Below are 19,068 nucleotides of genomic sequence, written 5' to 3'. Positions count from 1 at the left end.
GCCAATACGCGCTCCGCGACGGCGATCTGCTGTTCCTTGGTGGCCAATTCCGCCGACGGGGCGTACTGTCCGCCGCCGTGCGCCGCCCGCTCCGGTGCAACTGGCCGGCTTCGACCAGCCGGCTCCTCCGGCCGACGTGCCGCCCGCGCCCCCGGCCGACGTGCCGCCCGCGCCCCCGGCCGACGCCATGCCGCCCGCCGCTCCGGCGGACCTGCCCCCGGCGCCTCCCGCCGACGTGCCGCCGGCGCCCCCCGCCGACGACTTCCGCGGCTTCGTGCCGGCCAACATGCCGCAGGAGGTTTCCACGGTCGGCTACACGAAGCAGCTGTGGGACGCCATCCGGGCGCAGGACATTCAGGGCAACGACGCGCTGGACGCGATCGCGCAGCCGTCCCCGGCCACCTGAGTTCCGCAAGTCAGACTGCCCGGCACGCCTCGAACGTCGACGCTTCGGGGCGTGCCGGCATTCCAATCGTCACGGCGTTACGCCGAGCCCACCCATTCTTCTGTCCCGTCGTCGAAGAACTGGTGTTTCCACACCGGTAGCCGCGCCTTGATCTCGTCGACCAGCAGGGCACAGGTCGCGAACGCCTCCTCGCGGTGGTCGGCGGCCACCGCCGCCACCAGCGCCGCCTCGCCGATGCGCAGCACCCCGATCCGGTGGCTCGCCGCAACGGCGCGCACCCCGCTCGACTGTTCCGCGACGTCGGAGACCACCTTGGCCAACACTTGCTCAGCCGACGGATGCGAGGAGTACTCCAGCCGCACCACCCGACGCCCGCCGTCGTGGTCCCGGATCATGCCGACGAAGCCGACGATGGCGCCGGCCGACTGATGGCCCACCAATTCTTCGTGCTCGGCCAAGAAGATCGGGTGATCGGTCATGGCCGCGCGGACCACGAGCGTCATTGCTGGTGATCTCCTCCGGCGAGCTGATCGAGCGCGTGATCGAGCACGTCGGCGAGCACACCCAGGCCGTCGCGCACCCCGCCGGGTGAACCCGGCAGGTTGACGATCAGCGTCCGGCCCGCCACGCCGCAAACGCCGCGTGACAACACCGACGTCGGCACCTTGGGCAGCCCCGACCGGCGAATGGCGTCGGCCAGCCCCGGGACCATGTAGTCCAGCACCGCCACGGTCTGGTCGGGGGTGCTGTCGCTCGGCGAGATGCCGGTGCCGCCGGAGGTGATGATGAAGTCCACGCCGTCGCGGACCGCCTTGCGCAGGGCGTCGCCCACCGGATCACCGTCGGCGACCACCTCCGGCTCGGGGAACGAAAACCCCCGCTCACCGAGCCATTCGGCGATGATCGGCCCGCACCGGTCGTCGTACACTCCCGCCGACGCGCGAGTCGAGGCGATGATGATGCGGGCGGATCGGGTGCCCATCACCTCTCCCACGTTCCGGTCTTGCCGCCTTCCTTGCGCAGCACCCGAATGCCATCGAGGCGTGCGGCAGGGTCGACCGCTTTGATCATGTCGTAGAGCGTCAGTCCGGCCACGCTGACGGCGGTCAGCGCCTCCATTTCCACGCCCGTGCGGTCGGTGCTTCGGACCGTCGCGGTGATCTCGATGTCGGACTCCCCCACGGTGAATTCCACGTCGACTCCGGTGAGCGCCAACTGGTGGCAGAGCGGTATCAGGTCGCTGGTGCGCTTGGCCGCCAGGATGCCCGCCACCCGGGCGGTGGCCAGTGCGTCGCCCTTGGGCAGGTCCCCGGCCGAGATCAGCTCCACGACGCGCGGCGACGTGTGTAAGGCACCCGCGGCGACGGCGGTGCGCTTGGTCGCGCCCTTGTCGCTGACGTCGACCATGTGCGCCGCACCACGGTCATCCAGGTGTGACAGCGCGCCCGGAGGGGATTCACCCGACGTCCAGCTCGCCGGGGGCTTGGCGGCCTCGGAGGCCCTAGCCATCCTGGCGCCTACCGGTTAACGACGGTGACCGGGTGCAGGTAGGGCAGGTCCGTGGAGGGCAGCGGGAACACCATCTCGCCGAAGGGCGACAACGCCCCCGTCCGGTCGGTCACGAGTTCGCTCACCGCGTGGTCGTCGGGGTCCGTCGTCGGCCACCCGTTGTCGACATACCTGGTTTTGCGGGCTTTGCCCTCAGCAGTGTCAGCCACGCCGTCCATTCTGACAGGTCGCTCTTGCGCGCGTCGTGCAAGATCGCCAGTTCGGCCGACGAGCTGCCGGCGTTCGTTGCCTGCTCAGCACCCGCCGACTGTTTTACGCTGGTCAGCAATGACCGACAACACCCCGGATATTCCGCTGGGGTCGTGGCTGGCCGACTTGCCCGACGAGCGGCTGATCCGCCTGCTAGAGCTGCGGCCGGACCTCGCCCAGCCGCCGCCCGGCAGCATCGCTGCGCTGGCCGCCCGCGCGCAGGCCCGCCAGTCGGTCAAGGCCGCCACCGACGAGCTCGACTTCCTGCGGCTGGCGGTGCTCGACGCGTTGTTGGTGCTGCAGGCCGATGCCACGCCGGTGCCCACGGCAAAACTGTTCGCCCTGATCGGTGAACGCGCTCCCGAGTCCGACGTGATGGGGGCGTTGGACGATCTCCGGGAGCGCGCGCTGGTCTGGGGCGATGCGGCGTTGCGCGTCGCACCCGACGCCGGCGCCGCCCTGCCGTGGCACCCGGGCCAGGTCACCCTCGAGGCCGCGTCTCGCACCGGCGAGGAGATCGCCGGTCTCATCGACGGGTTGACTCGGGCGCAGCTCGACGTGCTGGAGAAGCTCCTCGAGGGTTCCCCGTTGGGCCGCACCCGTGACGCCGCGCCCGGCGCCCCCGCGGACCGGCCGGTGCCCCAGCTGCTGGCGATGGGCCTGTTGCGACGCATCGACGCCGAGACGGTGATCCTGCCCCGCCACGTCGGGCAGGTGCTGCGCGGCGAACGGCCCGGGCCCATGCGACTGACGGCGCCTGACCCGGTGGTGTCGACCACCACCACCGACGACGTCGACGCGGCGGCGGCTGGGGCCACCATCGACCTGTTGCGCGAACTCGACGTTCTCATCGAAACTCTGGCCGCCGCACCGGTTTCCGAGCTACGCAGCGGCGGGTTGGGAATTCGTGACGTCAAACGGCTCAGCAAGACCACCGGCATCGACGAGTCACGGCTGGGGCTCATTCTCGAGGTGGCGGCCGCGGCCGGCCTGATCGCGAGCGGGATGCCCGACCCGGAACCGGCCACCGGCGAGGGGCCGTACTGGGGGCCGACCGTGGCCATCGACCGGTTCACGGCCATGCCCACCGCCGAACGCTGGCAGCTGCTGGCCAGTAGCTGGCTCGACCTGCCGAGCCGGCCGGCCTTGATCGGAACCCGCGGTCCCGACGCCAAACCCTATGGCGCCCTGACCGATGCGCTGTACTCGACCGCCGCGCCGCTGGATCGCCGGCTGTTGCTGGGCACGCTGGCGCAATTGCCCGCGGGCGCCGGCGTCAACGCCGCCGAGGCGTCGGCTGCCCTCGTGTGGCGGCGACCGCGCTGGGCCAGGCGGTTGCAGCCGGGGCCCGTGGGCGACCTGCTGGCCGAGAGCCAGGCGTTGGGGCTGGTGGGACGGGGGGCGCTCAGCACCCCTGCTCGGGCACTACTGGACGAAGGCGCCGACGCCGCGGTCGACGCCATGGCGCGGGCCCTACCCAAACCGATCGATTACTTCCTGATCCAGGCCGACCTGACCGTCGTCGTGCCGGGTCCACTGCAGCGCGACCTCGCCGAGCAGCTGGCCGCGGTGGCCACCGTCGAATCGGCCGGCACCGCGATGGTGTACCGCGTCAGCGAGCAGACGATCCGGCATGCGCTCGACGTCGGTAAGACCCGCGACTGGATGCACGCCCTGTTCGCCAAGCACTCTAAAACTCCTGTCCCCCAAGGACTTACCTATCTCATCGACGATGTCGCACGCCGGCACGGCCAGCTGCGGATCGGGATGGCGGCCTCGTTCGTACGCTGCGAGGACCCCGCGCTGCTGGCCCAGGCCGTCGCCGCCCCCGCGACCGAGGGCGTGCAACTGCGCGCCCTGGCGCCGACGGTCGCGGTGTCTCCGGCGCCGATCGCCGAGGTGCTGCTCGCATTGCGGGCCGCGGGCTTCGCCCCCGCCGCCGAGGACTCCACCGGCGCCATCGTCGACGTCCGGCCGCGGGGCGCCCGGGTGCCCACGCCCCAGCAGCGGCGGCCCTACCGCCCGATGCCGCGTCCCAACACCGAGAGCCTCAACGCCGTGGTCGCGGTGCTGCGAAAGGTGACCGCCGCGCCGTTCGGCAACATTCGCGTCGATCCGGCGGTCACCATGTCGCTGTTGCAGCGTGCGGCCAGGGAACAAGACACGCTGGTGATCGGTTATCTAGACGCGGCCGGCGTCGCCACCCAGCGCGTCGTGTCGCCGATCACCGTCCGGGGCGGTCAGCTGACCGCCTTCGACTCGGCGTCCGGGCGGCTGCGCGACTTCGCCATCCACCGCATCACGTCGGTGGTGTCGGCCAACGGTCGATAATGGATTGCGGCGAGGCACGCCCGCGAGACGATGAGCGCGCCCGCGAGACGATGAGAAGGAGTTGGGCCATTGACTGACGGCCCGTTGATTGTGCAGTCCGACAAGACGGTGCTGCTCGAGGTCGACCACGAGTTGGCCGGCGCGGCGCGTGCCGCCATCGCGCCCTTCGCCGAGCTCGAGCGCGCGCCCGAGCACGTGCACACCTACCGCATCACGCCGTTGGCGCTGTGGAATGCCCGCGCCGCCGGTCACGACGCCGAACAGGTGGTCGACGCGCTGGTCAGCTTCTCGCGCTACGCGGTGCCCCAGCCGCTGCTCGTCGACATCGTCGACACCATGGCCCGCTACGGCCGCCTGCAGCTGGTGAAGCACCCGGCGCATGGCCTGACCCTGGTGAGCCTGGACCGCGCGGTGCTCGAGGAGGTGCTGCGCAACAAGAAGATCGCCCCCATGCTCGGCGCCCGGATCGACGACGACACCGTCGTCGTGCACCCCAGCGAGCGCGGCCGCGTCAAGCAGATGCTGCTCAAGATCGGCTGGCCCGCCGAGGATCTCGCGGGCTACGTCGACGGCGAGGCGCACCCGATCAGCCTGGCGCAGGACGGCTGGCACCTTCGCGACTACCAGCAGATGGCCACCGACTCGTTCTGGGCCGGCGGGTCCGGGGTGGTGGTGCTTCCGTGCGGGGCCGGCAAGACACTGGTGGGCGCGGCCGCGATGGCGAAGGCCAGCGCGACGACGCTGATCCTGGTCACCAACGTCGTCGCGGCGCGGCAATGGAAGCGCGAGTTGGTCGCGCGCACCTCGCTGACCGAGGACGAAGTCGGCGAGTATTCGGGTGAGCGCAAGGAGATTCGGCCCGTCACGATCTCGACGTACCAGATGATCACCCGCCGCACCAAGGGCGAGTACCGGCACCTGGAGCTCTTCGACAGCCGCGACTGGGGGCTGATCATCTACGACGAGGTCCACCTGCTGCCGGCGCCGGTGTTCCGGATGACCGCCGACCTGCAATCCAAGCGGCGCCTGGGCCTGACCGCCACGCTTGTCCGCGAAGACGGACGCGAGGGCGACGTGTTCTCGCTGATCGGCCCCAAGCGCTACGACGCCCCGTGGAAGGACATCGAGGCGCAGGGCTGGATCGCGCCGGCCGAGTGTGTCGAGGTGCGGGTCACCATGACCGACAACGAGCGGATGATGTACGCCACCGCGGAACCCGAAGAGCGCTACAAACTTTGCTCGACGGCGCACTCCAAGATCGCCGTGGTCAAGTCGATTCTGGACAAGCACCCCGGCGAGCAGACGCTGGTGATCGGCGCCTACCTCGACCAGCTCGACGAGCTGGGCGCCGAGCTGAACGCGCCGGTGATCCAGGGATCGACCCGCACCAAGGAACGCGAGGAGCTCTTCGACGCCTTCCGCCGCGGCGAGGTGTCCACGCTGGTGGTGTCCAAGGTCGCCAACTTCTCCATCGACTTGCCGGAAGCGTCCGTGGCCGTACAGGTTTCGGGGACCTTCGGCTCGCGCCAGGAGGAGGCTCAGCGGCTGGGGCGGTTGCTGCGGCCGAAGGCCGACGGTGGCGGGGCCATCTTCTACTCGGTGGTGGCGCGCGACAGCCTGGACGCCGAGTACGCCGCGCACCGGCAGCGCTTCCTCGCCGAGCAGGGCTACGGCTACATCATCCGCGACGCGGACGACCTTCTGGGACCGGCGATTTAGCGGGCAACCACGGCCGCTCTGCCGGACCATGCGACGCTCGCGGATTTTGATATCACCCGCGATATCGAATTCGGGCGCGCACGCATGGTTCCCGCCGGGCGCCGCGCCACCGGCTACAGCGACAGGATGGTCGCCGAGGCGGTGCCCGGGGCGCCGTACACCTGGGCCAGGCCGACGCGCGGATTTCCCGGCACCTGGCGCTCGCCCGCCTCACCGCGCAACTGGCGCACCAGTTCGTGCATCTGCCGCAATCCGGACGCGCCGATCGGCTCGCCGTTGGCGATCAACCCGCCGTCGGTGTTCACCGGCATCGAGCCGTGAATCTCGGTGGCGCCGTCGGCCACCAGCTTCTCCTGCTCGCCGTCGGCGCACAGGCCCGTCTCGGCCATGTGGATCACCTCGGCGCCGGCGTCGGTGTCCTGCAGTTGCGCGACGTCGACGTCCTCGGGCCCGACGCCCGCCGCCTCGTAGGCCGCCTTGGCCGCGTACACCGTCGGTGACGCGTCCTCGTCCAGCGGGGCCGACGTGGCGTGCACCTCGTAGGCCCCGTACCGCCGGGTCCGGATCTCGCAGGCACGCACGTACACCGGCTTGTCGGTGAACTTGTGCGCCAGGTCGGCGCGGCACATGATCACCGCGGCGGCGCCCTCGTCGGGCGCGCAGAACATGTACTGCGTCAGCGGGTAATTGAGCACCGCCGAGTTGAGGATCTCGTCCTCGGGAATCGGCTTGCGGCGGAACGCATTCGGATTCAGCGCACCGTTACGGAAGTTCTTGGCCGCCACCTTGGCCAGCGTGCCCTGGGAGATGTTGTGGTCATGGATGTACTTGTTGGCCTTGATGCCGAAGAACTTGGTGGTGACGAACTGTCCGTTCTGGGCGTACCACTGCGGCAGCGCCAGCTTGGCGGGGTCGTCGGTGAAGGCGCCGCGCGGGTGTTTGTCCAGGCCGATGGCGATACCGATGTCGTACTTGCCAAGCCGGATCGTGTCGGCGGTCTGCTGAATCGCGCTCGCGGCGGTGGCGCACGCGTTGAACACGTTGGTGAACGTGATGCCGGTCAGCCCGACGAGGCGGGTCACGGCGTCGGGGTTGGACACCTCGTGGCTGCCGCCGAAGCCGAACTGAATGTCCTTCCACGCCACGCCCGCGTCCTTCAGTGCGGACTGGACGGCCTCGGCACCCATCTGCATTGCGGTCTTGTCGAACCGACCGAAGGGGTGCAGGCCCACGCCGATGATGGCGACGTCGTTGGTCATGTCAGGCTCCTTCCGGAGAAGTTGAGACCGGCTGGAATGCGAACGTCATGATTTCGGCGCCCTCTGCGTCGGTGGTCAAAGGCACCATGGTGAGCTCGACCTCCTGCCCGAATTGCAGCTTGGCCGGGTCGTTCTCGGTCAACCGCCCCTCGACCCGGATCACGTCGCCGAGCTGGACCAGCCCCACCCCGAACGGGACGAAGTCCTTGCCGGTGGGGCCGGCGTAGGGAGCCCCGGGCGGGAAGCCCTGGGTGGTCCACGCGACCAGCGTTCCGCGCCGCGGCAGGAACACGTCGGTCATCTCGCCGGCGCTGCAACGCGGGCACCACTGCTGCACCGGGAAGGTGGTGGCCCCGCAGCTGCCGCACCGACTGCCGATCAGCTGTGGGCTCTCGTCGGGCCAGGTCGAGATCTCGGGCGCGAGTGCTTTTTGCATCGGTGGATCCTCCAGAGGCGCCGCCAACAGAATGTTGCTCACCGAACCGTATAACAGCTTTCCGAAAAGTGGAAACCGCATTCTCATTAGCGTGCGGGCGCGCGGGGCTGGGCTATCTTGGCGAGGCGACGTAAGGAGACGACCAATGCCAGTCACGGTGATACTCGAACTGAAGTTCAAGCCCGACGCGGTGCCGCAGGCGCGCGAGGTCATGGGCCGGGCGCTGAAAGACACCCGGGCGTTTGCCGGGAACCTGGGCACCGATGTGCTCGTCGACGAGGACGACGAAGCCCACTGGCTCATCTACGAGATATGGGACACGGTCGGGCACGACGAGGCCTACCGCGCGTTTCGCGCCGGCGAAGGCCGGCTCACCGAGTTGCCGCCGCTGCTGGCCGAGCCGCCCGTCAAGAAGAGGTACACCACCTCCGACATCTAGCTGATGGTCGCGACCCGCTGCGCCCGGCTTCGCCGCGCTTGCGATCGCTCCCAGCTAGCTCAGGGCGGGAATGACCTCGCGCTCGAACAACTCGATGCCCGAGCGGTCGTACGCGGCCTCCGGGAAGTAGCAGATGGCGTATTCGCAGCCGAGGTCGCGCAGCTTGGCGATCCGCTCGATCACCTGCTCCGGCGTGCCCGTCGCCGAATCGGGGCCACTGCCCGCGGCGAGCATCGCATCGGCGGCCGCCTCGGGCACGTAGCGGACTAGACGGTCGCGGACGCGCGCCAGCCGGTCCTTGACATCGGCGTCCGAGGTTCCGACGACGGCGTTGAAGTTGGCCGACCGCACGATGGCGTCGAAGTCGGTGCCCAGCTGCTCGCAGTGTCGCGCAAGCACTTCCGACTTGTGGGCGAACGCCTCGGGCTCCGGCGTGAAGTTGGTGTACTGGGCATATTTCGCGGCGATGCGCAGGGTCACCTTTTCACCACCGCCGGCGATCCACAGCGGGATCCCGTTGTCCTGCAAGGGCTTGGGGGCGACGAAGGCGCCGTCCACCTGGTAATGCCTGCCGTCGAAGCTGACCTTGCCGTCGCGCCAGGCGTCCCGCATGATCTGTACGCCCTCTTCCAGGCGGCCCAGCCGCACGCCCGCCGGGGGGAAGCCGTAACCGTAAGCGCGCCATTCGTGTTCGTACCACCCACCGCCGATGCCCATCTGGATCCGCCCGCCGGAGATGATGTCGGCGGTCGCCGCGACCTTGGCCAGGTACACCGGATTGCGGTAGCTCATCGCGGTGCACATCTGGCCGAGTTTGATCCGCGACGTGACGGCCCCGTAGGCGGCCATCAGCGACCACGCCTCGTGGGTGGCTTCGCCGGTTGGCAGCGGAACGGTGTGGAAATGGTCGTACACCCACAGCGAGTCCCACGCGCCGTTGTCGGCATAGGTGGCCAGGTCTCGCATCGCCGCCCAATGCTTCGCCGGTTCGATGTCGACCAGATCCATTCGCCAGCCTTGCGGGATGAAGAGACCGAAGCGCATGACAACGGACTCTAGCCCCAAGACCAAAGCACTGCGGCGACCTAAGCGGGCCGCGCCGCCGCCGGTCCTCGTGATTAGGCTTACCGAGTCCGGTAGCAACGGGAGGTCGGCATGCGGGTCCTGGTCTCCGGCGCGAGCATCGCCGGACCGGTGCTGGCGTACTGGCTGACCCGTCATGGCTTCGACGTCACCGTGGTCGAGCGCGCGCCCACCCTGCGCAAGACCGGCGGCCACGCCGTCGACCTGTTCCGTCCCGCGATGGAGATATCAGCGAGCATGGGCGTCCTGCCTCAGATCGAAGCGCTCGCCACCGGAACGAACAGCATGACCATGCATCGGGAGGGCCGGGCCCAGCCCTTCGAGATCGACCTCACCAAGATCTACGCCGCCACCTCGGACCGGCACGTGGAGATCATGCGCGACGACCTCAGCGAGATCTACTACACCGCCGGCCGCGACCGCGTCGAATACTTGTTCGGCGACTCGATCACAGCGATCGATCACGACGGCGAGGTGACCTTCGAGCATGCCCCCGCCCGCCGGTTCGACGTTGTCGTCGGCGCCGACGGGCTGCACTCCAACGTCCGGCAGCTGACCTTCGGTGACGAAGCCAACCTCACCCGATTCCTGGGCGGATACCTGGCGGTGGTGTCGGCGCCCAAGGAGCTGGCCAGCGCCGGCGAGATAACCTGCCACGTCGGCGTCGGACGCGTCGCGGCCATCTACACCGCCGAGCACCTGGACGACGCGCGCGCCGTCTTCCTGTTCCGCTCCGGCCGGGAACTGGACTACCACCACCGGGATGCGGTGCGGCAGAAGGAGCTTCTGCGTGACGCGTTCGTGAACATGCACGAGCAGGTCGACCGTTGGCTGGGCGAAATCGACCACACACCAGCGTTCTACTTCGATTCGATCAGCCAACTCCGGCTGGACCGATGGTCGCGCCGGCGGGTCACCCTCGTCGGCGACGCGGGATACTGCCCCGGCCCCGCGGTGGGCGGCAGCACCAGCCTTGCGGTGCTGGGCGCCTACGTGCTGGCCGGCGAGCTCGCCCGGGCGGACGGCGACCACCTGCGCGCGTTCGCCGGCTACGAATTGCAGATGCGCGAGCCGGTGCACCGCAGCCGGGCCTTCGCGCGCGGCGCCGCCAAGGGCATCATCCCCGGCTCACGACTCGGGGTGTGGGCGTTGACGCGTGGCGCCCAGCTAGTGTCCCTGATGCCGGGCTCGCTTTCCCGGGCACTGGCGAAACTCAACACGAAGGGCGTGCGCATGCACGACTCGATGCCGGTGCCCGACTACGGCGCGGTGCGCGACGAAAGGAACGATCGCCCATGGAACTGACCGGCGTCGGAATCTGGAGCAGTCAACTTCGGTACGGTGACCCGGCCGAATCCGCCGACGCGGCAGCGGAATTGGACGAACTGGGCTTCCCGGCGCTGTGGATACCCGACGTCGGCGGGCCGGTGCTCGAAGCGGTGGGCAACCTGCTCGCCGCGACCAAGCGGACCGTGATCGCCACGGGGATCCTCAACCTGTGGATGCATGCGCCCGGCGACGTCGCCGCGTCTTTTGCGACGCTGACCGCCCGGCACGGCGACCGCTTCCTGCTGGGCATCGGCGTCAGCCACGCGCCGCTGATCGACGCCGGCCAACCCGGGCGCTACCGCAGACCGCTGGCGGCGACGGCGGAATTCTTGGACGGGCTGGACGCCGCCCCAGAGCCCGTACCCGCCGACAGCCGGGTGCTCGCCGCGCTCGGCCCGAAGATGCTGCACCTGGCCGCGACCCGCGCCCGCGGGGCGCACCCGTACCTGGTCACCCCCGACCACACCGCCTTCGCCCGTGCGACGTTGGGCGAAGGCCCGTTGCTGCTGCCGGAGCAGACGGTGATCCTGACCGACGACGCCGACGGGGCGCGCCGCATCGGAACCGACTGGCTGCGTGCGTATCTGGCATTGCCGAACTACGCCAACAACCTGCTGCGCACCGGGTTCTCCGGCGACGACCTGGCCCAGGTGAGCGACCGGTTGTTCGACGCCATCATCGCGTGGGGCGACGAGGAGGCGATCATGCGCAGGATCGCCGAGCATCGCGCGGCGGGCGCCGACCACGTGTGCGTCCAGGTGCTGCTGGACGATCCGAAGGCCTTCCCGCGCGATCAATGGCGCCGCATCGCCGCGGCGATGTAGCGGGTTGAGGCATACCGTTGGGGCATGGCCTCCAAGCACACCCTCTTTCGGATCTTTTACCGAGTCGGATTCACCCCATGGGATGGTCATCCGATCGCACAAAATTTGCGCGACCTGGTCGAGGGCACCAATGACACGCCCCCACTGCCCGCAGGATCGGCCCTCGATCTCGGATGCGGCACCGGGGACTCGTCGGTCTACCTCGCACAGCACGGATGGAATGTCACCGGCGTCGACTTTGTCCCCCGAGCACTCGAGAAGGCCCGGGTCAAGGCCGCCGATCTGCCGGTCAACTTCGCCCAGGCCGACGTCACGCGGCTGAGTCAGACCGGGATCGGCACGGGCTTCGAGCTGATCGTCGACAACGGCTGCCTACACAACATGAGCGACGTCGATCGCGAGGCGTATGTCCGGGAGGTCAGCGCGGTGGCCGCGCCCGACGCGCGCCTGTTCATCGTCGCGTTCCGCCCCGGCGGGAGGTTCGGCGTGCGGGGCGTCGAGCCCGCCGAGATGGAGACACGCTTCGCATCCGCCTGGACTCTGCTGTCGGCCGGCGACGAGGTCGACCTCGATGAAGCGCGGCGCAGACGGGGAGGCGCGGGAGAGGAGACTGCGGCGCGGTACTACCTCTTCCAGCGCCGCGACACCTAAAACGCAAAAGCCGGTGCCCTAGTTGGCCCATCGAGTCGACTCGGCGGGCTCCCGAACTCGGTCTCGCTCCTGCGCGGTGAGACAAAGCGCGGCCGCGATCCCATACGCCACCGCGCTGATTGCCAGCAACTCGGTCGCGCTCCTCGTAAACGTCGGAATGTCGGGAGATCCTGCGACCGCGCTGAAGATGGCAACCCCCAACGCTCCACCGGCGTGCCTGGCAGTGTTGCTGGCGCCGGAGGCGGCGCCCGGTGCCGCCGGCAGCACTCTCAGCGCCGCGATGACGATCGCCGGAGTCAGAACGCCAAGGCCGGTACCCCACAACACGAGTGAGCACACCAACAACGGGTAGTTGGGCCCGTCGACTGCGCCCGCGATGCCGCCGAACCCCAGCGCGGACGCGATCAATCCCAGCGCACTTGTTCGCCATGGGCCCAATTTATGCGTGAGCGCCGCAGCGGCTCCGCCGAGCGCCGGCATCGGCAGCATGCCCGGCAAGAGGATTAGGCCAGTCAACATCGGGCTCAAGTGGTGAACCACTTGGAAGATCTGAGTCAGGGTGAACAGTGACCCAAGGACGCAGAGACTCATCAAAGCGGTTACCGCGCATGCGACCGCGAAGGGATACCGCGCTCCGGCCGGTACCCGCACTAGTGGGTGCGCCGTGCGGCGCTCGGCATACCAGAAGCCGCCGGTGGCACAAACCGCCATCGCCGCCATGACGGCCCCCAGAACCCGATTTTCCCGGCCTTGAAGAATGAAAGTTACTGCGGACGCGAGGATTAGGACAACGAAGACGGCTCCAATCCAGTCGACCGACGCACGATTGTGAGCGGCGGGGTTGTGGCGCGGGATCCGGATAATCGGCACGAGTGCGGCAATAATGACCGGGACGCCGAGCCAAAACACTGAGCGCCATCCCGCCAACTGCACCAGCAGCCCCCCTAAAGGCGGGCCGGCCGGCAAAGCGGCACCACCGATGGCGGCCCAAACACCTATTGCTCGTGTACGTGCGCGCTCCGTGCTCGCGGACTGAGCTATGAGGGCCAGGGTTCCTGGGAGCATCAATGCGGCGCACACTCCCTGCGCCGTCCGACCAAGAAGCAGAACCGACATCACTGGCGCCACAGCGCATACGGTTGAAGCGACGCCAAACCCGACGAATCCAATAACGACGACGGCCCGGTGCCCAAGCCGGTCGCCCACAGCTCCCGAAGCCAACAGAAGCGCCGCCATGGGTACCGTGTAGGCGTCTACCGTCCAGGCGAGTTGAGAACCGCTCGCCCGCAGGGCCGAGCCGAGTTGCGGTAATGCGATGTTGACCACTGTGACGTCCAAGAGAACCAGAAAGTATCCGGTGCACAATGCGGTCGTCACCGGCCACCTGCTTTGTGTGTTTCGCACGCGAGCTATTGTCAGCCCAAAGTCGCTGATTCGCAGTGTAAGTGAGTCCATCCGACGACGCGGTTTGCGCATCGATTGCCTCGCGCTCGCCACGCGGCGTGACAGACCGGCGCTCCGCTCGGCTGACATCTACCTGACATTGCGCAACTACTTCGTGACGATCGTAACGAGCCCGCCCGACGGTGTTTACCACCGTGTCAACACCTTAGGCAAAGCTGTAGACGATTCGCAGTCAACAACGACGTCCTGCATGGCCCAACTCCGACAGGAGCCGCATATGTTGACTGCTCAATCGACGCGGACGCAGCGGCAGTATGACGTCATCCCTCCCGCACCGGCCACGCGCGGCACCGTTGCGGAAGCTCTGGTAACCATGTTGGCCGACCTGGGCGTGACAGCGGCATTCGGGATCTGCGGAGGTGCCATCGCTCCGCTCTGGGATGCATTGGAGCACAGCCGCATTCGTCTCATGCATTTCCGTCACGAGGCGGGCGCGGCGTTTGCCGCAACTGAGGCATATCTCACCTCTGGCTCGCCAGTCGCCGTTTGTGTCACCAGCGGTCCCGGCATCACAAATGCGCTAACGGGATTGCTGGCAGCCCGCAGCGACGGCGCGAAGGTGATTTTGGTGTCCGGTTGTACGACTATCTCGCAAGTTAATCGGACACCTATGCAGGAGACGACCCCCCAAACATTGGGCGTAGACATGTTTGCTGCAGGTCCCCTATTCCATTACGGGGTCATCGTGGAAGCAAGCTCCGAACTGGTCGAGATCCGCCGGAAGCTGGCAGAGGGGCTACAACGAAAAGGAAGCTTCGTCGCCCACGTCAGCTTTTCGGTTGCGATACAAAAATCGCCTGCCTCCGTGTCGGTCAACGCCCCGCTGGTACAGACCGTTCATCCGCGGGCCGCGCCTGAAGACGTGCGCTCCTGCGCCGACATCCTGCGCAAGGAACGGGCGGCGATTTGGCTCGGCTTCGGGGCACGGCATGCGGCCAAGGAAGTGTACGAACTCGTCGAACGTATTGATGCACCGGTGTTTTGTTCACCACGCGCGAAGGGAATATTCCCGGAGAGCCATCCCCTCTTCGTCGGCGTGACCGGGTTCGGCGGCGATCGAGCCGTGCTCGAATTCATGCGCGAGCACCGCCCGGAGCGCGTTTTGGTGCTCGGTTCGCGCCTCGGCGAGATGACCTCGTTCTGGAACCCCGAGATGATCCCCCCGAGGGGATTGATCCACGTGGACATCGACCCGACTGTGCCAGGTGCTTCATACCCTGACATTCCAACGATCGCCGTTCACAGCGAGATTGGCATATTCGTCGCCGACCTGATGACGGCTTTGGGACGGACGACGTTGGAGGCCGAGACTAACAGGTCCCGTTCGTGGCACCTCGGAATCTCGACTCCTGTAGCACCACCGCCAGACCACCTCTGCGCGGGTCCCGTACGACCTCAACTGCTGATGCAGGCGGTGCAACGTGTCGTTGTTGAAGAGAGTTCCGCCATCGTTCTGGCAGAGGCAGGCAACGCATTCGCGTGGGCGACTCAACGACTGCGTTTCAATTCTCCCGGGCGGTACCGGATCAGCACGTCGTTTGCCTCGATGGGACACGCGGGCACCGGTGTGCTTGGCAGCGCGTACGCATCCGGTCGCAAGGCCGTTGCGCTTGTCGGTGACGGCACCATGCTGATGAACAACGAGATCAGCACCGCTGTGCAGTACCGGATTCCAGCGGTGTGGGTCATCCTCAACGATTCTGGCTACGGCATGATTGACCAAGGTATGACGCAGTGTGGCTACAGAGCCAGCGAAATATCGTTGCCCCCTACCAACTTCGCTGCGATTGCTCGTGCTATGGGGGCCTACGGACGGCGGGTCGAAGAAGAATCGGAAGTGCAAGAAGCGTTGTCGGCCGCGATGACCGTTGCTGGTCCGGCCGTTGTCGATGTACACACAGACCCGCGATGCAAAGCACCGATCGGCGGCCGAGTCACAAGCATTGTGGACCAGTCGAGTACGTAGAACCTCCATCCAATAACCACCTGCCGCAATGCAAAAGCCCCCGAAGACAAGCGCTTCGGGGGCTTTCGCGATTGCTGGAACTACGTCAGCGAATCCGGCGGCAGGAAGCGGTCGCCGTACTTGGCGGCAAGCTCGCGGGCCCGCGCCACGAAGGCTTCCTTGCCCGTACCGCCCGCACCGGAGTAGCCGACGATGAACTGCGCGCTACCACCGGTGTACGGCGGGAAGCCGATGCCCATGATCGAACCGATGTTGGCGTCGGCGGTCGACGTCAGCACGCCCTCGTCGAGGCACTTCTGGGTTTCCAGCGCCTCGGCGAACAGCATCCGGTCGATCATGTCCTGCAACGGGATCTCCGCGCTGCCGGACTTGAACGTCTCCCGCAGGCCCGGCCACAGCCGGGTGCGCTTGCCGTCGACGTACTCGTAGAAGCCCGCGCCCTTGAGCCGCGACGGGCGTCCGATCTCGATCATCTTCTCCACGACCGCCTCGGCCGGGTGCGGCTCGTAGGTGCCGCCCGCGTCCTCGACGCCCTTACGGGTCGCGGCCGCGATCTTGTGCATCAGCTCGAGGTTGAGCTCGTCGGACAGCTGCAGCGGCGGCGCCGGGTAGCCGGCCTGCGAGCCGGCGTGCTCGATGCTGGCCGGTTCGACACCCTCGCCCAGCATCGCCAGCGCCTCGTTGACGAAGGTGCCGATGACACGGGAGGTGAAGAAGCCGCGGCTGTCGTTGACGACGATCGGGGTCTTGCCGATGGCCAGCGTGTAGTCGAACACCCGGGCCAGCGCCTCGTCAGAAGTCTTCTCGCCCTTGATGATTTCGACCAGCGGCATCTTGTCCACCGGTGAGAAGAAGTGGATCCCGATGAAGTCCTCCTGGCGCTTCACGCCGGTCGCCAGACCGGTGATCGGCAGCGTCGAGGTGTTGGATCCCAGCAGCGCGTTCGGCTCGACGATGTCCTCGATCTCGCCGAACACCTTGTGCTTGAGTTCCTGGTTCTCGAACACCGCCTCGATCACGAAGTCGACGCCCTTGAAGTCGGCGGGGTCGGCGGACGGCGTGATGCGGTCCAGCAGCGCCTTGCTCTTCTCCTCGGTGGTCTTGCCGCGCTGAAGCGCCTTGGCCTCAAGCTTTTCCGAGTAGCCCTTGCCCTTCTGGGCGGCTTCGATGCTGACGTCCTTGAGCACCACGTCGAAGCCGGCCTTGGCCGATACGTAGGCGATGCCGGCGCCCATCATGCCCGCGCCCAGCACACCGATCTTGTTGATCTTGACCGGCTCGATGCCGTCGGGGCGCGAGCCGCCGCCGTTGATGTGCTGCAGGTCGAAGAAGAACGCCTGGATCATGTTCTTGGCGACCTGACCGGTGACCAGCGAGGTGAAGTAACGGCTCTCGATGCGGCTCGCGGTGTCGAAGTCCACCTGCGCACCCTCGACGGCCGCGTCCAGGATGGCCCGCGGCGCCGGCATCGGCGCGCCCTTGAGCTGCTTGCGCAGCAGCGCGGGGAACGACGGCAGGATGCCGGCCAGCGCCGGGCTGGACGGGGTGCCGCCGGGCATCTTGTAGCCCTTGGCATCCCACGGCTGGGTGTGCGCGTCCGGGTTCGCCTTGATCCATGCCTTGGCGGCCGGCACCAGTTCCTCGACCGAGCCGACGAGCTCGTCGACCAGTCCCATCTCCTTGGCCTTGTCCGGCCTGAACCGGGTGCCCTGCGACAGGACGTTCATGAAGGCGTTCTGGATGCCGAACATCCGCACGGTACGGGTCACCCCGCCACCGCCGGGCAGCAGGCCCAGCGTCACTTCGGGCAAACCCACCACGAGGCCCTTGACGTCGGCGGCGATGCGGTGGTGACAGGCCAGCGCGATCTCCAGGCCGCCGCCGAGCGCGGCGCCGTTGATGGCGGCCACCACCGGCTTGCCCAGGGTCTCCAGGACACGCAGGTCGCGCTTGATCTCCTCGACCTCAGTGAAGACGTCCCCGGCGTTCTCGGGGCCGGCGGTGATCATGCTCTTGAGGTCCCCGCCGGCGAAGAACGTCTTCTTCGCACTGGTGATCACCACGCCGGTGACCGAATCTGGCTCTTCTGCGACAAGGCGTGCCAACTCTTTCACGGCCTTGTGCATCGATTCCTTGTAGTGTTCGTTCATCACGTTCGCCGACCCGGTGGGGTCGTCGAGCGTCAGCGTGACGATGCCGTCGGCATCCTTGTCCCACGCAATGGTGTTCTCTGCCATGGTCTTAAACCCTCTCGATGATGGTGGCGACACCCATGCCGCCGCCGATGCACAGCGTGATCAGCGCGCGTCGCGCGTTGCGGCGCTCGAGCTCGTCGACCATGGTGCCGGTGATCATGGCGCCGGTGGCGCCCAGCGGGTGGCCCATCGCGATGGCGCCACCGTTGACGTTCAGCTTTTCGTCGGGGATGTTGAGATCCTTCTGGAACTTCAGCACCACCGACGCGAACGCCTCGTTCAGCTCGAACAGGTCGATGTCGTCGACCGTCAGCCCCGCGCGGTCGAGGACCTTGCGGGTGGCCGGGGTCGGGCCGGTCAGCATGATGACCGGGTCGGAACCGCTGGTCGCCGTGGCCACGACGCGGGCGCGCGGGGTCAGGCCCTGCGACGTGCCGGCCTTCTCGGACCCGACGAGCACCAGCGCGGCCCCGTCCACGATGCCCGAGCTGTTACCGCCGGTGTGCACGTGGTTGATCTTCTCGACCCAGTGGTACTTCTGCAGCGCCACGTCGTCGAAGCCACCCATCTCACCGATGCCGTCGAACGCCGTCTTCAGCTTGGCCAGGCCCTCCATGGTGGTGTCGGGCCGCATGTGCTCATCGTGGTCGAGGATGACCAGACCGTTCTGGTCGCGCACCGGCACCACCGACTTGGCGAAGTAGCCGCCCGACCAGGCCTCGGCGGCCTTCTGCTGCGAGCGCAGCGCGTAGGCGTCGACGTCCTCGCGGGAGAAGCCCTCGAGGGTCGCGATCAGGTCGGCGCCGATGCCCTGCGGCACGAAGCCGATCTGGTAGTTGGTCTCGGGGTCCAGCGCCCAGGCGCCGCCGTCGGAGCCCATTGGGACCCGGCTCATCGACTCCACACCGCCCGCCAGCACCAGGTCGTCCCAGCCGGAGCGGACCTTCTGGGCGGCGGTGTTGACGGCCTCGAGGCCCGAGGCGCAGAACCGGTTGAGCTGCACGCCGCCCGTGGTCTCGGGCAGCCCCGCGGCCAGCACCGCGGTGCGGGCGATGTCGCCGCCCTGGTCGCCGACCGGCGAGACGCATCCCAGGATCATGTCGCTGATCAGGTTCACGTCCAGATCGGGGTTGCGCCTGCGCAGCTCGTCGACCAGCCCGACGACCAGGTTGAGCGGCTTCACCTCGTTCAGCGAGCCATTTCGTTGC

Annotated in this window: 17 protein-coding genes and 2 pseudogenes; 8 read left to right on the top strand and 11 right to left on the bottom strand. The window is 67.7% G+C overall.

Going from position 1 to position 19,068, the window contains the following annotated elements; all coding sequences use genetic code 11:
- Window positions 1-86, bottom strand: a pseudogene (locus A5713_RS27880) (transglycosylase family protein); the annotation flags it as partial.
- Between A5713_RS27880 and A5713_RS21990 the strand changes: the two are divergent.
- Window positions 83-406 (top strand): annotated as a pseudogene (locus A5713_RS21990) (resuscitation-promoting factor RpfA); the annotation flags it as partial. The pseudogenes A5713_RS27880 and A5713_RS21990 sit on opposite strands and share 4 nt — an antisense overlap.
- A 77-nt stretch (window positions 407-483) precedes the next feature.
- Here A5713_RS21990 and A5713_RS21985 read toward each other — a convergent pair.
- Genes A5713_RS21985 through A5713_RS21970 form a run of 4 tightly spaced genes read right to left on the bottom strand, consistent with a single transcriptional unit; the run spans window position 484 to window position 2,124 of the window.
- Window positions 484-909 (bottom strand): molybdenum cofactor biosynthesis protein MoaE, encoded by a 426-nt coding sequence (locus tag A5713_RS21985; RefSeq protein ID WP_067927424.1) that lies wholly within the window; start codon window positions 907-909, stop codon window positions 484-486.
- Entirely contained in the window at window positions 906-1,388 is a 483-nt protein-coding gene (locus A5713_RS21980) for a molybdenum cofactor biosynthesis protein B (protein WP_068098364.1), read from the bottom strand. The genes A5713_RS21985 and A5713_RS21980 overlap by 4 nt, the downstream gene beginning before the upstream one ends.
- On the bottom strand, window positions 1,388-1,915 hold the full coding sequence (gene moaC, locus A5713_RS21975) for a cyclic pyranopterin monophosphate synthase MoaC (RefSeq protein WP_082973096.1): 528 nt from the start codon (window positions 1,913-1,915) through the stop codon (window positions 1,388-1,390). The genes A5713_RS21980 and moaC overlap by 1 nt, the downstream gene beginning before the upstream one ends.
- Window positions 1,916-1,923: 8 nt before the next feature.
- Window positions 1,924-2,124 (bottom strand): hypothetical protein, encoded by a 201-nt coding sequence (locus tag A5713_RS21970; protein WP_090421285.1) that lies wholly within the window; start codon window positions 2,122-2,124, stop codon window positions 1,924-1,926.
- Between the two features lie 118 nt (window positions 2,125-2,242).
- Here A5713_RS21970 and A5713_RS21965 point away from each other — a divergent pair, with 118 nt between their 5' ends.
- Both A5713_RS21965 and A5713_RS21960 read left to right on the top strand, forming a co-directional pair.
- Entirely contained in the window at window positions 2,243-4,495 is a 2,253-nt protein-coding gene (locus tag A5713_RS21965) for a helicase-associated domain-containing protein (protein ID WP_068098362.1), read from the top strand.
- A 69-nt stretch (window positions 4,496-4,564) separates the two neighbouring features.
- Window positions 4,565-6,214 (top strand): DNA repair helicase XPB, encoded by a 1,650-nt coding sequence (locus A5713_RS21960; protein ID WP_068098361.1) that lies wholly within the window; start codon window positions 4,565-4,567, stop codon window positions 6,212-6,214.
- A 113-nt stretch (window positions 6,215-6,327) separates the two neighbouring features.
- Here the strand turns inward: A5713_RS21960 and A5713_RS21955 are convergent, their stop codons facing one another.
- Both A5713_RS21955 and A5713_RS21950 read right to left on the bottom strand, forming a co-directional pair.
- Window positions 6,328-7,473: a thiolase family protein gene (locus A5713_RS21955; RefSeq protein WP_067927445.1), complete on the bottom strand. Its 1,146-nt coding sequence runs from the start codon at window positions 7,471-7,473 to the stop codon at window positions 6,328-6,330.
- A gap of 1 nt (window position 7,474) precedes the next feature.
- Window positions 7,475-7,909, bottom strand: coding sequence for a Zn-ribbon domain-containing OB-fold protein (locus A5713_RS21950; protein ID WP_068098368.1), 435 nt, complete (start codon window positions 7,907-7,909; stop codon window positions 7,475-7,477).
- A 145-nt stretch (window positions 7,910-8,054) separates the two neighbouring features.
- Here A5713_RS21950 and A5713_RS21945 point away from each other — a divergent pair, with 145 nt between their 5' ends.
- The gene (locus A5713_RS21945; protein ID WP_067927448.1) at window positions 8,055-8,348 is read left to right on the top strand and encodes a putative quinol monooxygenase; all 294 of its coding nucleotides are present in this window, start codon (window positions 8,055-8,057) and stop codon (window positions 8,346-8,348) included.
- A 54-nt stretch (window positions 8,349-8,402) separates the two neighbouring features.
- Here A5713_RS21945 and A5713_RS21940 read toward each other — a convergent pair whose 3' ends face one another.
- Window positions 8,403-9,392, bottom strand: a complete 990-nt coding sequence (locus A5713_RS21940) for an LLM class F420-dependent oxidoreductase (protein ID WP_068098360.1) — start codon at window positions 9,390-9,392, stop codon at window positions 8,403-8,405.
- Between the two features lie 111 nt (window positions 9,393-9,503).
- Between A5713_RS21940 and A5713_RS21935 the strand changes: the two genes are divergently transcribed.
- The 3 genes from A5713_RS21935 to A5713_RS21925 are packed head-to-tail and all read left to right on the top strand — an operon-like array spanning window position 9,504 to window position 12,235.
- The gene (locus A5713_RS21935) at window positions 9,504-10,736 is read left to right on the top strand and encodes an FAD-dependent monooxygenase (protein WP_068098359.1); all 1,233 of its coding nucleotides are present in this window, start codon (window positions 9,504-9,506) and stop codon (window positions 10,734-10,736) included.
- On the top strand, window positions 10,727-11,584 hold the full coding sequence (locus A5713_RS21930) for an LLM class F420-dependent oxidoreductase (protein WP_068098358.1): 858 nt from the start codon (window positions 10,727-10,729) through the stop codon (window positions 11,582-11,584). Before A5713_RS21935 ends, A5713_RS21930 begins: the two co-directional genes overlap by 10 nt.
- A 24-nt stretch (window positions 11,585-11,608) precedes the next feature.
- Window positions 11,609-12,235, top strand: a complete 627-nt coding sequence (locus A5713_RS21925; protein WP_068098357.1) for a bifunctional 2-polyprenyl-6-hydroxyphenol methylase/3-demethylubiquinol 3-O-methyltransferase UbiG — start codon at window positions 11,609-11,611, stop codon at window positions 12,233-12,235.
- Window positions 12,236-12,253: 18 nt separating this feature from the next.
- On the opposite strand, the gene A5713_RS21920 is transcribed toward A5713_RS21925, so the two are convergent.
- Window positions 12,254-13,561 (bottom strand): MFS transporter, encoded by a 1,308-nt coding sequence (locus tag A5713_RS21920; protein WP_231980601.1) that lies wholly within the window; start codon window positions 13,559-13,561, stop codon window positions 12,254-12,256.
- On the opposite strand from A5713_RS21920, the gene A5713_RS21915 reads away from it, so the two are divergent.
- Window positions 13,551-15,665 carry a thiamine pyrophosphate-dependent enzyme gene (locus A5713_RS21915; protein ID WP_156751985.1) on the top strand — a complete coding sequence of 705 codons (2,115 nt, stop codon included), beginning with the start codon at window positions 13,551-13,553 and terminating at the stop codon, window positions 15,663-15,665. The two genes, A5713_RS21920 and A5713_RS21915, sit on opposite strands and share 11 nt — an antisense overlap.
- Before the next feature lie 80 nt (window positions 15,666-15,745).
- Here A5713_RS21915 and A5713_RS21910 read toward each other — a convergent pair whose 3' ends face one another.
- Together A5713_RS21910 and A5713_RS21905 are read right to left on the bottom strand one after the other, a co-directional pair.
- Window positions 15,746-17,902, bottom strand: a complete 2,157-nt coding sequence (locus tag A5713_RS21910) for a 3-hydroxyacyl-CoA dehydrogenase NAD-binding domain-containing protein (RefSeq protein ID WP_068098356.1) — start codon at window positions 17,900-17,902, stop codon at window positions 15,746-15,748.
- A gap of 4 nt (window positions 17,903-17,906) precedes the next feature.
- Window positions 17,907-19,068: acetyl-CoA C-acetyltransferase (locus A5713_RS21905; protein WP_156751984.1), on the bottom strand; the 1,162-nt coding region annotated here is incomplete at its 5' end.

Source organism: Mycobacterium sp. E2497, from assembly GCF_001668695.1.
Taxonomy (GTDB): domain Bacteria; phylum Actinomycetota; class Actinomycetes; order Mycobacteriales; family Mycobacteriaceae; genus Mycobacterium.
The sequence above is the reverse complement of the archived record's forward strand: the minus strand, read 5'-3'. Positions and strand labels throughout refer to the sequence as shown.